Origin of the sequence: Thermococcus eurythermalis, from assembly GCF_000769655.1 — an archaeon.
GTDB lineage: Archaea > Methanobacteriota_B > Thermococci > Thermococcales > Thermococcaceae > Thermococcus > Thermococcus eurythermalis.
Genome location: NZ_CP008887.1, coordinates 694,123 through 708,379 on the forward strand (window position 1 = coordinate 694,123; position 14,257 = coordinate 708,379).

General features: G+C 52.2%; 12 protein-coding genes. 1 reads left to right on the forward strand and 11 read right to left on the reverse strand.

The window, feature by feature from the left end; genetic code table 11:
* The first annotated feature begins 29 nt into the window (after positions 1 to 29).
* Positions 30 to 254, forward strand: a complete 225-nt coding sequence (locus tag TEU_RS11610; protein ID WP_144244812.1) for a hypothetical protein — start codon at positions 30 to 32, stop codon at positions 252 to 254.
* Here the strand turns inward: TEU_RS11610 and cca are convergent.
* The 11 genes from cca to TEU_RS03690 all read right to left on the reverse strand — a co-directional run bounded on the left by cca (position 171) and on the right by TEU_RS03690 (position 14,236).
* A complete protein-coding gene (gene cca / locus TEU_RS03640) occupies positions 171 to 1,544 on the reverse strand; it encodes a CCA tRNA nucleotidyltransferase (RefSeq protein ID WP_050002501.1) in 1,374 nt (457 codons plus the stop codon). The genes TEU_RS11610 and cca overlap by 84 nt on opposite strands.
* 9 nt (positions 1,545 to 1,553) lie before the next feature.
* Positions 1,554 to 2,108 (reverse strand): RNA 2',3'-cyclic phosphodiesterase, encoded by a 555-nt coding sequence (thpR, locus tag TEU_RS03645; protein ID WP_050002502.1) that lies wholly within the window; start codon positions 2,106 to 2,108, stop codon positions 1,554 to 1,556.
* Positions 2,109 to 2,180: 72 nt separating this feature from the next.
* Positions 2,181 to 3,422 carry a hypothetical protein gene (locus TEU_RS03650; RefSeq protein WP_050002503.1) on the reverse strand — a complete coding sequence of 414 codons (1,242 nt, stop codon included), beginning with the start codon at positions 3,420 to 3,422 and terminating at the stop codon, positions 2,181 to 2,183.
* A 158-nt stretch (positions 3,423 to 3,580) separates the two neighbouring features.
* Entirely contained in the window at positions 3,581 to 4,045 is a 465-nt protein-coding gene (locus tag TEU_RS03655; RefSeq protein WP_050002504.1) for a phosphoribosyltransferase, read from the reverse strand.
* Positions 4,046 to 4,205: 160 nt separating this feature from the next.
* Positions 4,206 to 9,389, reverse strand: coding sequence for an adenosylcobalamin-dependent ribonucleoside-diphosphate reductase (locus TEU_RS03660; RefSeq protein ID WP_050002505.1), 5,184 nt, complete (start codon positions 9,387 to 9,389; stop codon positions 4,206 to 4,208).
* Positions 9,390 to 9,563: 174 nt separating this feature from the next.
* Positions 9,564 to 9,995, reverse strand: a complete 432-nt coding sequence (locus TEU_RS03665; RefSeq protein WP_050002506.1) for a ferritin family protein — start codon at positions 9,993 to 9,995, stop codon at positions 9,564 to 9,566.
* Positions 9,992 to 10,792 (reverse strand): HAD-IIA family hydrolase, encoded by an 801-nt coding sequence (locus TEU_RS03670; RefSeq protein ID WP_050002507.1) that lies wholly within the window; start codon positions 10,790 to 10,792, stop codon positions 9,992 to 9,994. The genes TEU_RS03665 and TEU_RS03670 overlap by 4 nt, the downstream gene beginning before the upstream one ends.
* A 38-nt stretch (positions 10,793 to 10,830) precedes the next feature.
* Positions 10,831 to 11,412: a TasA family protein gene (locus tag TEU_RS03675; RefSeq protein WP_050002508.1), complete on the reverse strand. Its 582-nt coding sequence runs from the start codon at positions 11,410 to 11,412 to the stop codon at positions 10,831 to 10,833.
* A gap of 63 nt (positions 11,413 to 11,475) precedes the next feature.
* Positions 11,476 to 12,465, reverse strand: coding sequence for a DUF1616 domain-containing protein (locus TEU_RS03680; RefSeq protein WP_050002509.1), 990 nt, complete (start codon positions 12,463 to 12,465; stop codon positions 11,476 to 11,478).
* A gap of 59 nt (positions 12,466 to 12,524) precedes the next feature.
* A complete protein-coding gene (locus TEU_RS03685) occupies positions 12,525 to 13,910 on the reverse strand; it encodes an ATP-binding protein (RefSeq protein WP_050002510.1) in 1,386 nt (461 codons plus the stop codon).
* Between the two features lie 83 nt (positions 13,911 to 13,993).
* Positions 13,994 to 14,236: a hypothetical protein gene (locus TEU_RS03690; RefSeq protein WP_050002511.1), complete on the reverse strand. Its 243-nt coding sequence runs from the start codon at positions 14,234 to 14,236 to the stop codon at positions 13,994 to 13,996.
* Positions 14,237 to 14,257: the final 21 nt, after the last annotated feature.

Below are 14,257 nucleotides of genomic sequence, written 5' to 3' on the forward strand. Positions count from 1 at the left end.
CTCTTTCCAATCCTGTGGAGGTGGCGGTGTTGGAGGAGAAGAAAAAGGAGTGCCCCGAAGAAGTGCCCTCCGACTGCATTTCCCTGCTGACGAAGCTCGGTGGAGAGGATTGCTTGAAGCTCAAGCGTATACTGGAAGACATTAAAGAAAAGATGGCGAGGAAAGAAACCCTACTGCTGGCCCTTCAGGTTCCACTTCTCTCTGCTCAGGAAGAGATATGCGTCCTCCTCCAGCTCCTTGGGAACGTAGTCTAGCAGGATTTTTGCGTTTTTTATATCTTCCCTCACGTTCTTTCCCAGCGCGACCTGGTTCTTCTCTATGAGCTCCAAGATGACGTCAATGATGTTCTCCTTAACTCTCTTCTCAGCGTAGAGTCTCTTGCCGATGACCCACACCTTCTCGTTCTTCCTGTAGAAGTCCCAGCCCCTCTCGGTGAAGAACTCCGGCCCGGGCTTTATCGTGACCTTCTCCCTTTCTCTCCTGTCCACCTCAAGCATCACGAACGCCTCCCCGGCCCTGTGCCCGGCGTCCCAGCCGAGGACTCTGAACCCTTCCCTTGATAGAGCCCTCTCAAAGCCCCTGGCGCTCCTCTCCAGCTGTGGGAGGAGGACGTCATCAACGAGGTCTGGCTTTGGAAACATTATGGTAACGAGGTGGGTTCCCTTCCTTCTGAGCTCTTCTAGATAGTTCCCCGTTTTCTGAGTTTTTCCAAAAAAGAACTCTTCAGAGGGGTTTTCCAGGAACTGGTGCGCCTTGAAGTAGAAGATTCCGTAGCGCTCCCAGCTCAGGTTGGCTGAAACGTTCCGCCTCGGGTCGACGGGGTCTATAACTATCAGCGGTTTATCCTCCTCGGTCTCCCTCTTCACGGTCTTTAGCGCTATCTCTGGCTCCTTCTTCAGCCAGTTCTCGGGGTCTATTACCTTCTGCCTCAGCATGAAATCCGCTTTCTCCAGGACGTCCAGGAACGAGCCGTACTTGATGATGAGTATTTCGGCCAGGTAGCCGGAGAAGCCCCTCACATAAATCTCGCTCCCGTAGGCGTTTATCCCCTTGAGGAAGCGCTTCAAGAGCCTGACCTCGTCGTTCCTGCCGCTGAGGTTCTCAAGGGCCCACTTCGTGTGGAGTATCGAGCGGTCAACGGCCGTCCTAACCTCTTTCCAGCTTCTGACGTCGTAGCAGGGCACGAGGTCAACGCTCACACCCTTATATTTGGCCCTCACGTAGGGGTGCTCAGCGTAGGCCACTTCATAGCCGTCAAGGCCTTCAGCAATGGCCTTTCCGAGCTCAAGGCCCCTCTCTCTAAGCTCTTCGAGGGGGGTATCGAGGGGAAAAGCAAGGAAAAGGTCAACGTCGTGGTCTCCGGCCAGATAAGTATCCTTGGCTAGGGAGCCAACGAAGTAGGGCTTGACGTCGAGGCCCAGCCTTTCGATTGCTTCTTTTGCGATTTTCCCTAATTCTCTCACCAGCCCTTCAACAAAGGCCCTCTCTTCCTCCGTTGGGCGGATTCTCTGGAGGACTTGCCCTATCACTGCCTTGACGTCCATTTCAACACCTCACTCCGCCAGCTCGAACCTCGCGACGGTCTCGTAGATGGGGCCCTTTGGGGTCAGTGTGCTCTTCTTCAGCTCTATTGCCTCAACCTCAAACTCGCCGAAGTCCTCGTTGGCAAGGTCTTTGAGCGCCATCGCCAGTTCAACCTTATCGCGAACGAACTTGACGCGCCCGATTGTTATGTGGGCCACGAAGTCTTTGTCCTTCTTGAAGCCGAGCCTCCTCATCTCGCGCTCTACGTCATTGGCTATCGCCTTAATGCCTTCGTCGTTCTCGATTCCGGCCCATATTACCCTAACGTAGTTCGGGTTCGGGAAGACGCCGATGCCCTTAACGCGAACGCGGTGCTTTTTGTGCTTCCTCGCTATCTCCTCCAGGGCCTTCTTAACCTCTTCCGCCGTTACCTCGTCAATCTCGCCGAGGAACTTGAGCGTGACGTGGAAGTTCTCCCTCTCGACGAACTTTATTTTCGCTGCTTTGTTTCCAATCCTCTCCTGAGCCTTAATGAGGTTATCCCTCACCTTGTCGCTAACATCAATAGCTATGAACGCCCTCATACCACCACCGAGAAAAGTTGGAGGATGGGTTAAAGAGGGTTTCGAATGACCTGTTCACAGTTCCCCGGAGCGTCACGGCTCGCGTTTAGCCAACATCAGAGCGGTTCCAATTAGTATTGCGATTAAAAGGACGACACTGAAGTATTCCTGGCCGTCCCGCTGTTTTTCGGAATGTATTTTGGGCTGACGGTTTGTTCTCTGTAGTGTCAGCACTTGCAGGGGAGCGTCGGGAGTACTGAACTTCGTGGGGTGGATTTCCACTTTGACAGGTATTTCTCTGAAAGGGATTCCTACTGTGTAGCACTTTTCTGTTCCTTCACTTTGGTTGAGAGGGATTGTGAGTAGTGTCCAGTTCGAGAGTATGAGTGCTGAGTCATTAACGATTCCTGTAACCTTCCCCGAAACGTTGAGGTATATAGGGAAAGTTCCATCAGTATCAAGGACAAAAGTTCCGGTGGTGGTTCCAAGAACGCAAATCTTTTTGTTGCAAGATAAGCCCAGTACTTTCATGCTCCAAAAGTCGTCCCAGTCCTTCTCGTGGGGGCAGGTGTAGGAGTTGAACCACTCGATTCTGCCCTCTGTGGATACCTTCAGAACGAAGTAGTTGGCTATCCACGGCGCGTCGCTTCCACCCCCGTAGACCCCTGCGATGACCGCGTGCTCTCCGGAGCGGAACGCTCCATCAACCCTATCGTAATAGTCTGTGTTGAGAACCTTTGTCCATAGCAGGCTCCCGTTCAACGAAACCGCCCCGATGAGGATATGGGACTTTGGGTCTCCTGGAAAGCTGACGGTTCCGGTTACGATGAGGGCATTGCCGAGGGGCACAGCATCCTCCAGGTAAATGCCAGTTCCTGGGACTGTTTCCTCGGTTCCGTTCAGGAGAAGTTGGTAGGCCCTTATAGTGGCTCCTTTTGGGTCTATAACCCCTAACAGGTTCTCGCTCACAAAAACGACACTGCCATCGGGTAGTACTCCGGCATCGTCTGCACTCATGTTTTTTGCCCAGAGGAGGCCTCCATCACCGTCAATTCTGGCGAGGACACCGCCGACGAGAGTTACTCCTTCAGGGGCAGGTGCGAGGTAAAATTTGATCCCTCCTGAAAGCTCTGCCTCCCAGAGGGCTTCCAGCTCTTCCGTAACCTTCATGAGAGTGCCGTTATCGGTTAAAACGTATATGCCGTCCCCTGAAACCACCGCATCTTCGAGCGTCCAGTCCTGGGCGAGTGCGTGGTTTGGGCAACACAACGGAAGCAGGGTTATTAAGAGAACGATGTAATGGAACCTCGGCGTGTTCCTGTTTCCCTGTTGCATAGCACTTACCCGTTTCTAAAAGTACATGTCCACGCTTATATAATTTTCCCCAAGTTTTAGTAATGAGAAATACTGCCTTTCTGGGTGATAGTGTCTTGGTGGGTTTTGATGGGTCGCCCAAAATGACCGAAGGTGGATAAAGTCTAAAGAGAAAGAGCTCATTCCCTGACAACGACCGGGAACTCCTCCCAGGGGAAGACTATCCATTTGTCCGTCCTGAAGACGTAGAAGTCGGGAACGACCTTCGTCCAGGGCTTCATACTGAGGCAGGCGACCTTAACCTCCTCTGCCCCGGCCTTCTTGACCTCCTCGATGACGACTTCGAGGGTTTTTCCGGTGTCGCTGACGTCATCCACGATGACAACCTTCTTGCCCTCCAGCGAGCCGTGGAGCGGAATCGTAACGACAGGCTTTTCCATCCTCTCGTCTATGCCCTTGTAGAACTTTACGTCTATGACCTTGAGCTCCACATCGCCCAGAACGTGGCTCAGCCTCACCGCTGGAATAAGCCCGCCCCTCGCGATTCCGACTATCACGTCGGGCATGAAGTGCTTTCTCAGTTCTTCGGCGAGCGCGAAGACGGCCCTATCAATCTGCCACCAGGTTAGGTAAACCTTGTCCATAGGAACACCTCCGAATAGCGTGAGTTCTCAACGCCGAACTTAAGCTTTGGGTGAGTGGTAGAAGTTAAAAGATAGGCCTTAAAAAACCTATTTTGGCAGGAGGATGTTAAAAGGTGCTCGGGGGAATGAAATTAGGGGGCAAAGAAAACGGAAGAAACCCTCAGCTGATGACACACTTGCTCCATCCACAGCGCGGGCAGGTGGCGCAACCGCTCTCCATCCTGAGCTCTACCAGCTCTCCGTCTTTCTCGTAGCAGACCGGGCAGTAAGCCACTCCAAGGAGCTCCTTAATCTTCTCCTCGGGAATCTCCGGTTTCTCCGCATGGTGCGGGTGCTCTGGCGTCTTTGGCGTGATGGCCTTTGCCGTGCTCAGGGAAAAGCTGAGCGTTTGTCCTATCTTCTCTTTCCCGTTGGTGCCGTTGAGTATGGCCTCGACGTTGATGAAATTGGCCAGCCAGGGCTCGGCCTCGACAACGGCTTTGAGCTTCTCGACCGCGTACCTGCTCGGTTTGGCCGGGACGCGCTTCCTCTTTTCTCCCTCGACGCTGTAGACCTGCACCGAGAGCGAGCCGTCGCGGTAGACTGTTATTCCCTTACAGCCGAGCTTGTAAGCTAAAAGGTATGCCGCTTTAACGTCCTCCACCGTTGCGTCGTTCGGCATGTTTATCGTCTTGCTCGCGCTGTCGGTGAGCCAGAGCTGTATGTTGGCCTGAGCCAGGATGTGGTCGAGCCAGTGGACGTCCATCGAGGTCACGAAGACCCTCTGCATGTCCTCTGGAATCTCCTCAAGGCCCTGCACACTTCCATAGTTGTCGCTTATCTTCTTCAGTAGCTGCTCACTCCAGAGACCGCGCTTCTTGAGCTCTGCCTCAAAGACTGGGTCAACGTAGTAGAACTCGCCGACGGTGACGCTCTTCTTGTAGACGAGGGCAAAGATTGGCTCGATTCCGCTGGAGGTGTCTGCTATCATTGAAACCGAGCCCGTCGGTGGGCAGGTGGTCACCATGCCGTTCCTGACTCCATAGCGTTTGATTTCCTCGACGAGCTCGTCCCACGGGAGCGTCCATATCTCGCGGTGGTAGAAGCCCTCGACCGGTAGCTCGCCGTCCTTGTAGGCACTCTTCTCGTAGAGCGGGAACGTTCCGCGCTTTTTGGCGGCCTCAACGCTGTACTTGTAGGCGTAGAAGGTGAGATACTCGGTGGCCTTCCTCATGAAGGCGAAGCCTTCCTCGCTGTTGTAGGGTATGCCGAGCTTGAAGAGCGCATCTGCCAGTCCCATCATTCCGACGCCTATTCTCCGGGTTAGCTTCGTGTTGTGGTCTATCTCCGGGAGCGGGAAGCGGTTGACGTCGATGGCGTTGTCGAGGTATTTAGCTACTTTCTGAATCACGTAGGCGTACTCGTCCCAGTCGAAGTAGGGCTTTCCTTCGTCGTCATACTTTACAAATTTGGCAAGGTTGATGCTCGCGAGGTTGCACGATTCGTATTCGTAAAGTGGTTCCTCTCCGCAGTTGTGGCTCAGGAAGCCGTTGCTTATGTAGCTGTGCTTCTCTGGAACGGTGAAGTCGTAAACGAGCTCTTCTCCAAGTACTTCGACACTCTCCACGGTAACGATAGGCTCGTCCCTCTTGGTCTTCTTGAGGCTGAGCTTCTCCATCTTGTAGCCTTCAAAGCCAATCTTCTCCGAGAAGAGCTTCCTGCTGTAGTTGGCTATGACGAGCTCGTGGTAACCCTCGCCTTTGTAAGTTCTCTCCTCGCCGTCTTTGGTGGTGTACCTGAACTCACTCGGGTACGGCCTTTCGTAGAGCTTGGACAGTATTCCGAAGAGCAACAGGAGGTCCTGGACTTCCCTGAGTAGCTCGCGGTCCTTGGAGGTTAGCCTTATCGCCTTGTCGTTATCAACGTAGCCATCGGCACTGAAGAGGCCACGGAGGAAAGCCGCTATCTCCCTCGGCTTTAGCCTGAAGACGATTTCGGGAACGCGCTTGTCGTTGGTTTTGACGATGCTCTCAATCCACTCGTAAGCTTTTCCTCTAACGCCGAGCTTAATCTGATTGCCGTAGCGGTGGGGCTCGGCTTTGATTCCGAAGTGTTTGACAAGTATTTCCCTGACTTTCCAGGCTGTTTCCTCTTCCTTTTCGGCATTGAAGTAGAACCATGCCCTCCTGTCGTTTGTGTTGAGGTATCCGTCTCCAATGAACCAGCCGAGAACGAAGGCTAAGTCCTCCCCTATGCTCTCGCTTCCGAAGTCATCTTCGACTTCAAAGCGCGGGAGGAGTATTTTGTCACCCGGAGTTATATCCTTAACTTCCTTCCAGCCCTCAGGGGTCATGAGTTTGTGGTCAAGTGTTGCGGTTATTTCGTATCCTTCTTTTGTCTTCACCCTCGCGACGGTCTTCCTGCCGACCTTCCAGACGTAGGCGGGAACCGCTACCGGGTCAGCAATCGTCAGCTCAGCTCCGTGAACCGTTTTGTACTCCACTCTCTCTTCTCCCGGAAGGAGAACCTCAACCGCGTAGGCGTAGGGTTCCCCTCCGTCGGTTATGCCCTCTACCGCAACAGCCTCCTTCTTTCCGCGCTCCTTCGCGAGCGTGAAGAGTTCTTCTGCTTTGATGTATCCTTCTGGGGTAAGAATCCTCGTCTCCCCGACCACACACGGGTTAGTAGCCCGTATCGGCCCTCCCTTCGCTTCCGCTAAAACGTTCCTCCTGTTGATGACGTCGAAGAATATAACTCCGGGGTCGGCCTTGCTCCAGGCCATGAACGCTAACTCCTCGAAGAGGCTCTTGGGGTCTATCTCCTTGACCTTCTCGCCGGTCCTCGGGTTCACGAGCGGGTAGCGCTTGCCCTCCTTCAGGGCTTCCCAGAAGTCCTCCCAGATGCCGACGCTGATGTTGAAGTTGCTGAGCACGTTGGTTCCAGTGTTTCTCTCCTTCGCGTGAATGAACTTCTCTATGTCGGGATGCCAGACCTCGAGGATTCCCATGTTTGCTCCGCGCCTTACGCCTCCCTGCTTGATGACGTCGCTGACTGCATCTATGAGGTGCATGAAGGAAACTGGCCCGCTGTTGGAGGTGTAAACTCCGTTTCCCGTGAGGAGGTGAACTTCCTCAACCTGGAGGTCATAGACATGGCGCTTTCCAAGGGGCTCTATCTTAGTTATCCTCGTTGGATACAGTTTTGAAAGCATTTCAAAGTACTTGACTTCCTCTTCATCGAGACCGAGTTCATCTTTAAGCTCAAGCACCTTCCTTATAAAGGCCCTGTGTGTTACCTTCGAGTTGTAAGCTAAGAGCTTGTAGTCCCTCTGTATCTTTGCCCTCATCTCCGGGTTCTTTATGCGGTATATCACGTTGAACGGGAAGGAATACTTCTTGTTCTTCCCGTTCTCTTCGAGGTTATTAATCGCTTCATTGGCTATTTCTGACAGTTTGACTGACTCTTTTAGGGTTTCAAATGCCTTGAGCTTCATGTCCCTCGTCTGAACTCTGAGTGTGTAGACGGTTCTGTGGCCGGGAGCGTTTGGGCTGTACTCCTGTATGCTTGTGACGATTCCAAGGGCCATGAAGAGGAGCTGGGCGTCCTTTATGAACTCCTTTGAAACGGACTTGAAGGCTATTCTGTAGTGCTGGTCGAGCGCGCCATCCCCATCAAAGAATCCCGCAAGGAAAGCGGCCATAACCGACGGCGGGCTCCTGAAGATGGCCTCCGGGACGCGTATGTTTTCAGATTTGTCTTTTGAAAGACTGTTTGCTTCGAGGAACCTGACTATCTTCGTTGAGGGAATGACGAGTGTTATCTTGTGGCTCTCTTCCCTCAGGAACTCCTTTGGCTCGATGCCAAAGAGCTCTTTAAAGTACCTTTTGACCTTCTCCTTTATCCCCGTTTCACTCTGGTTCAGGTAGATTTCTATCTTTGAGTTCTTCCTCTTCCCGTTCTCAAAATAGTGTCTCACGTGTCCGTCTGCGTGTATGATTCCGAGGAGATATGCGAGTTTCTCGTTGAGTATTGATGGCAGGTTCACTTCGTAGCCTTTACTCTTAAGCTCGATGTCCGTCTTCAGCTTGACGTATTCTCCACCTTTCCACTCTGGGGCAAGGATGTAGATGTAATCGCCGACGTTCAGCTCCCTCAGGGGCTTAAGGAGGGGTTTCCCGTTTTCATCAAAGACGAGGAACTTGTGGTCGTTCGTAACCTTGAGCTCGTAGCCATCCTCTGTGACGACCCTAAATACCTCCATTTCTCCGTTGTCATAGGCCTCTACAATGCTCCTAAGTCCCGCGTGGGTGATGATTTTTGGTTTCTCACCATGCACTATTTCCTCTATTGGGATGAAGCCCCTGTCTGTGAGAATCCTAGTGTCTCCCGTGAAACACGCCGCTCCAGCGGTGGAACCGACGAAATCCCCCTCCGGACGGAGTTTTGAGAAATTAAGCCCCGTACCTCCTCCCATCTTCTGTATCATGGCCACGTCGTGCGCGGCCTTCATTATGCTCTCCATGTCGTCCTCTATTGGGACAACGAAACAGGCCGAGAGCATGCCGAGGGGCCTTCCTGAGTTGATGAGGGCCGGAGTGTTGGGCATGAAAACCTGACCTGCCATCAGCCTGTAGTACTCCTCCACCTCGCTCTCGTAATCGTCGAAGGCCCCGTTCTCGAGCATGCTTAGGAACTCGTCTATCGAGACCTTCATCTTGCCCTTCTCCGCCAGCTCGCGGTAGAGGTTCACGAGCCTCTCGAAGTGGTACTTGTTAAGCTTGAAGCGCCCTATTGAGTACTTCCCGTCGAACTCCTCGAAGTGCTCTAAGTAGTACTTGACCCGGCTTAAATCCTGCTCGTGCTTTCCGTTCTTGTCGTAAACGCGCTCGTCGTAGAGTAAATCGGGGATGACCGCGAGGGTGGCGACCCTCTCAAAGAGCTCCTTCGGGCTCTCAACAATCTCCCCCTTCTCGTTCCTTATGAGGTATCTGCTCGCTAAAACGCGGAGGGCGTTGAGGGAGAAGCGCTTGTCTATTTCATCGAGCCTGTCCTTGTTGAGGATTTTCTTCTTCTCCTCGCGGATTTCTGCCTTCTTCTTGCGGTAGAGGATGTAGGCCTTGGCGACGTCGAAGAGGCCAGCTCTCATGAGCTCAAGCTCGACGATGTCTTGAATGTTCTCAATGTTTGGAATCTGCCCGTCGTAGAGCTCGTTCACCCTTCTGACGACTCTCCTGACGACCCTGTTGAGGAGCTTCTCATCGTGGATTCCAACCTCAAGCATTGCCCTCTGGATGGCCCACCTTATACGCTCCCTATCAAATGGCACGATTCTACCGTCTCTTTTCATCACTTTTTCAACAGCCATATAAACACCCCTGACATATCATTATACATAATTTTGTCAATTAGTAAAATCATCAGTGCCCCATTTTCGGCCTAGTCTCCTAATATACCTTACCCTGGTTAACGTTGCCACCATGACGAATTCTGGGTTATCACATTGGATGGTATGGAATGATGTAGAAAAAGCGGTGGATGATTAGAGGGTCTCGTACAGGAGCTTCAGCCTGTACGCGTGGGTAAGCTCTTCCCTCGCGAGGTGGAGAAAGAGGTCGTTGAAGGGCTCTCCGAGGAGCTTTGAGAGTCTCATGTACATCTCGTAGGCGTGTCGCTCCCTCACCACCGCTTCAACCACTAGCTCTTCGAGGCTCTGGGGTTCTGCCCTCTCGTCGCTGAGGACTGGCTCTATCGAGAGCTCCTCGGTGTAGTCCACTATCAGATTTTCGAGTGTTCCCTCGCCCAGGAGCCCCTTCAGGGTCTCCCTGTGCCTCAGCTCCTCCTCCGCTATGAGCATGAATGTGTCCCTCATCTCGGGCCTCTCGAAGAGGGCAAAGGTCTCCCCGAGCTTGTAGAGGTTGTAGAGCTCGTTCTCCTGCCATATGAGCCTCTCGATGAGCTCCCTGGCCTTCATTCTACCACCGCTTTGAGGTAGTCGAGGAGCCCCTTTATGCTCGGCAGGACGAGGTCGGGCTTGACTTCACTCTTCTCGACGTCATTCAGGGTGCTGACGCCCGTGAGAACCATCAATGCCTTCATGCCGAAGCGCTTTGCAAATGCTATGTCCGTGTCAAGCCTGTCGCCGACCATCCAGATTTCGTCAACGTTGCCGAGCTTTGTTTTTACAACCTCACAGGCCGGCTCGTTCGGCTTTCCGATTATGAGGGGTTCCCTGTCAGTTGATGCCTTCAGCGACGCTATTATTGCCCCGGCGCCGGGGTAGAGGCCCCCCTCTGCCGGGTAAGTGGTGTCGGGGTTCGTCCCTATAAATGTCGCCCCGTTCCTGATGGCGAGCGTCCCGTACTTGAGCTTCTCGTAGGTCAGCTCCGGGTCGAGGCCGACGACTACGTGCCTGATTTCCTTCCACTTTCCTTCCCTGCACTCTTCAAGGCTCACCGTCCCCCAGCCGAGGTTTTCCATCTCCTCGTGGAGCCCCTTGCCGCCTATGACAAAGACCTTCCCGGGCTCCATGTGTTCCTTCATGTAGAGCCTCGTCGCCAGCCCGGAGGTGACTATTCTCTCCTCTGGGACGTCTATGCCCATGGAGAGGAGCTTTTCTCGATACATTTTGGGTGTTCTGGTGGAGTTGTTGGTGAGGAAGACAAAGGGGATTCCCTTCTCCTTGAGGTACTCGATTGCCTCCTTTGCCCCCTCGATGCGCTGGTTACCCCTGTAAACGACACCGTCCATATCGAATATTATTCCAATCATGCTTCCACCGGGAAAAATTGGAGGGAGGTATTAAAAGTTCACTGGCCGGCGTCCACTCTTATTGTCAGCTTTACTCCATCAGTCTGGCACTCGTTGCCGGCTTCTTTAGGCAGTTCGAAGGTCATCTCGACCTGTGCGCTCTCATCTGGCTTGAGCATCTGTGGGAGCGTTATTGCCTTTCCGCTGAGTGAGTTGAGGGTTTCGTTGACTTTAATTTTCCTTCCGTTGACTGTGATTGCCCTCAGTGTCAGCCACTTTCCGAGTTCACCCTCTTCGGGTGTTGAGTCTACCTCCTTCTCCGCCGGCGACATCTTAACTTCGTAGTTCCTGACGTTTAGGGTCAGCGTGAGCCTTCCCATATCAACAGTGCCCCTGTTCTTGACGTAGAACGTTACAGTCCTGTTTTCTCCAGGGAGCAGGTTTTCTACCTCAAAGAGCTTCAGCTCGTTGTAGAAGCGCTTTCCGTCTTTGCTGATGGCAACGTCGAGCTCTCCGGTGGTTATGGTGTTGCCTTCGGAGAGCGCCGTGTCCGTGAAGTAAGACCTGGCCACGCCCGATAACGCCAGCATGGCCAGGATTGCGGACACGATGGCCAGGTGTTTCATATTGACTGCACTCATTAGTAACACCGTAGACTATTGAAGAGATCGTTTATATACTTTTCGATACTGCCAAGTAATTGCTCACTCAAGCACCTGTATATTCAGTTTAAGACTTTGGGTGGTTCCGTTTATGGCGTCCAGTATTAGGTTCTTGGCCTCTGTCTCGGCGTAGTTTCCGTCTGGTGGTGCCGGTGGGAGTTCTGGCGGTTCGTCTTTGAAGAGGAGGAACCATAGTTGCCACTTTCCGGGTCTGTTTATGCTGAAGGTGTAGTTCGTCTCGAACTGGGGCGTCCAGTTGCCTTCAATGTCCACTGGAACGTGAGGCAGAGTCACGTTGAACCAGCCGGGCATCGGGTACATCTCGTGGATTATGGTGGTGTTTGTAGTGTTGTCCCAGGTCAGGTTTACGAGCCAGGTCTGGACGTAGTATGTCACGTTCCTGTGTTCGTGGTTGACGATGCCGATTATTACTGTGGCGTTTTCTCCGATGAACAGCTCGGTTGGGTAATCAGCGGCCTTTCCCTCGGGCCCGAGGATGTAGAACTCTGTGAAGGCCTCGCCGGGCTTGGAATGTGTCACCACGTAGGCGAGGGTACCAATGGAGGTCATTATCGCGATTATAAGGACTACCGTCAGGGCCTTGTCGAGCCTGCTGGACTGCTCCCACCCAAGCTCCTCCTTTATCTTTTCGAGCGTTATCCTGGGAACCCAGGGGTAGATTGCGTTCCTCCTGCGGTAGATGGCTATGAGCGCGAAGGCTACGTTGAAGGCCGTCAGGCTGACGAGGATTGGCTTGAGCCTTATGCCCCAGGGCGTGTAGTTGAGGCCGAGGCCTATGAGGGGGACGATGGCTATGCTCAGGCCGAAGCTCAGCGCGAGCCTCTCAAGGTTGTCGAGTTCTTTTTTCTCGGGGAAAAGGGCGGTTATGAAGACGTAGCCCGGGAAGAAGAGCACGAAGGCCAGCCCGAGGGCCTTCCTAAGCAGGCTGTCGGGGTAGAAAGCGATGAGGAAGTCAAGGATGAGCGAGAGCGCGATGATCGTTATCAGGTCCCAGTAGTCTCTCCAGTCCATTCGACCACCGATAACAGGGGGAGTGCTTAAAATGGTTTTCCTTCTAACAGAGTCAGAAATTACCCGCGTAAAAGCAGCCTTTCAAGGTCCCTTAAATCCCAGCAGATTGCGCCATTGGCCCTCTTTTTGAAGCTCTTCGCAATGATTAGAAACTCTTTTTTGCCTTTCCATTTGGTTAAATCTACCTTTTCCTTCAGGTCATTGAGGATGGCCTCGGCATTAACGCCGTCCCGCCACTTCACTTCAACGAACAAGGCCTTATCGCCTTTTATACCGACGAGGTCAATCTCGTAGCTGCCTTTCTTGGCCTTGCCCCATTGGGGCCCTATCTCCTCAAACTCCACAACACCTCTTTGGTTCAGTTCGACCAGAATGTCCCTGACGACTCTCTCGAATATCCTGCCGAAATATGTCGAGAAATTGGCCTCTATCTTCTTTATTAGAGCATCATAGTTTTCAGTTTCAACCAAACCCTGGTTTTTTCGTATGAACGTGAACCAGAAGTTTAGGAAGTAGTCACTAATAATATAGCGGGACTTTTTGGCCCTCTTTTCTAGAACAGGCTTTTCTCTCGAAATCAAGTTGAAATAATCTTCAAGGGATTTCAGGTATTTCGTTATGGTCGTTGGTTTCTGTGAAATTGCGTTCGCTATCTCCACGAGTGTGTTTCTGCCGCTTGCAATTGCCTCGAGTATAGAGAAGTATATTTTGTGGGCCCTCCCGAACTCCTCTATGAGAAGGGCCTCGCCCTCGCTCTGGAGGATTGATGAAAACCTGAGCATCTGCTCCAGAAAATCAAAGAAATTCTCTTCTTTGAAGAGCTCAAGATATTCGTAGTACTTCGGCACGCCGCCAAAAACACCGTAGAACTTTATTTTTTCCTCAAAGTCTTTCACACCCATGTCGTCGAGCATCTGAAAGACCGTGCCAGGTTTTAATGGTTTGAGGTCTATGTAAAGGTCGCTCCTCCCGTACAGCGGTGACCTCCGGAGGAGGAACACTTTTCGCATCATCCCGATGTAAGAGCCAGAAAGCACTATGAAGAACTTTTTGTCCTCCTTATACCTGTCCCAGAATTTCTGGAAGTCATGAACTATGGAGGGGTTTATCTTCAGGAAGTTCTGAAATTCGTCAAAAAACACGGCTGTCCTATCCTGTGTCCGGAACAGGAAGTTCATGAAATCCTCAAAACTTTCGAATTTGGGAGAATAGCCGAGTTTTTCTTCAATCTCCTCCCGAAAATCCTCCAGCAGAAGGCGCTCCTCCTTAACCGAGACAAAGAAGTCAAGGTACGGGATGTTTTTCCTTGAGAAAAATTCCTTAACAAGTCTTGTTTTCCCAATTCTGCGCCTGCCCGTGATTATGACCAGCGAAGACCTGGTATCAGTAAGGCCAAAGCTTTTTTCCAGAGCTTCAAGTTCCCTCTCTCTGTTATAGAATTTCATTCATAATCCACCAACAGGATTATCCTGTTTTAGGATATTTATATTTTTCGATTGGTATCCTGCTTTCTGGGAAAATACCAAAGTCACCCGCTCAGGACTTCGTAGACTTTCTTCATCACCACTATGGCGAATATAACGAGAAGGAGCTCGACGAGAGGCTTCAGGTTTTCCTTCTGCTCCCTGCTCAGGAACAGGCCGCCAACCTCCAGTGTTATCAAAAGCCCTATCAGTGCCAGGGTTAGGAAAACGTCGATACTTCTCGTCGCTAACGCGGATATGAGAACCCACGCTGACAGGAAGAGCAGAATGTAGTCCTCTACATCCATTCCCTAACTCCCCCGAGCTTT

Bases quoted from the DNA above. Each gene is read 5' to 3' on its own strand.
- cca (WP_050002501.1), bottom strand. From the start codon at position 1,544: ATGGACGTCAAGGCAGTGATAGGGCAAGTCCTCCAGAGAATCCGCCCA.
- thpR (WP_050002502.1), bottom strand. From the start codon at position 2,108: ATGAGGGCGTTCATAGCTATTGATGTTAGCGACAAGGTGAGGGATAAC.
- TEU_RS03650 (WP_050002503.1), bottom strand. From the start codon at position 3,422: ATGCAACAGGGAAACAGGAACACGCCGAGGTTCCATTACATCGTTCTC.
- TEU_RS03655 (WP_050002504.1), bottom strand. From the start codon at position 4,045: ATGGACAAGGTTTACCTAACCTGGTGGCAGATTGATAGGGCCGTCTTC.
- TEU_RS03660 (WP_050002505.1), bottom strand. From the start codon at position 9,389: ATGGCTGTTGAAAAAGTGATGAAAAGAGACGGTAGAATCGTGCCATTT.
- TEU_RS03665 (WP_050002506.1), bottom strand. From the start codon at position 9,995: ATGAAGGCCAGGGAGCTCATCGAGAGGCTCATATGGCAGGAGAACGAG.
- TEU_RS03670 (WP_050002507.1), bottom strand. From the start codon at position 10,792: ATGATTGGAATAATATTCGATATGGACGGTGTCGTTTACAGGGGTAAC.
- TEU_RS03675 (WP_050002508.1), bottom strand. From the start codon at position 11,412: ATGAGTGCAGTCAATATGAAACACCTGGCCATCGTGTCCGCAATCCTG.
- TEU_RS03680 (WP_050002509.1), bottom strand. From the start codon at position 12,465: ATGGACTGGAGAGACTACTGGGACCTGATAACGATCATCGCGCTCTCG.
- TEU_RS03685 (WP_050002510.1), bottom strand. From the start codon at position 13,910: ATGAAATTCTATAACAGAGAGAGGGAACTTGAAGCTCTGGAAAAAAGC.
- TEU_RS03690 (WP_050002511.1), bottom strand. From the start codon at position 14,236: ATGGATGTAGAGGACTACATTCTGCTCTTCCTGTCAGCGTGGGTTCTC.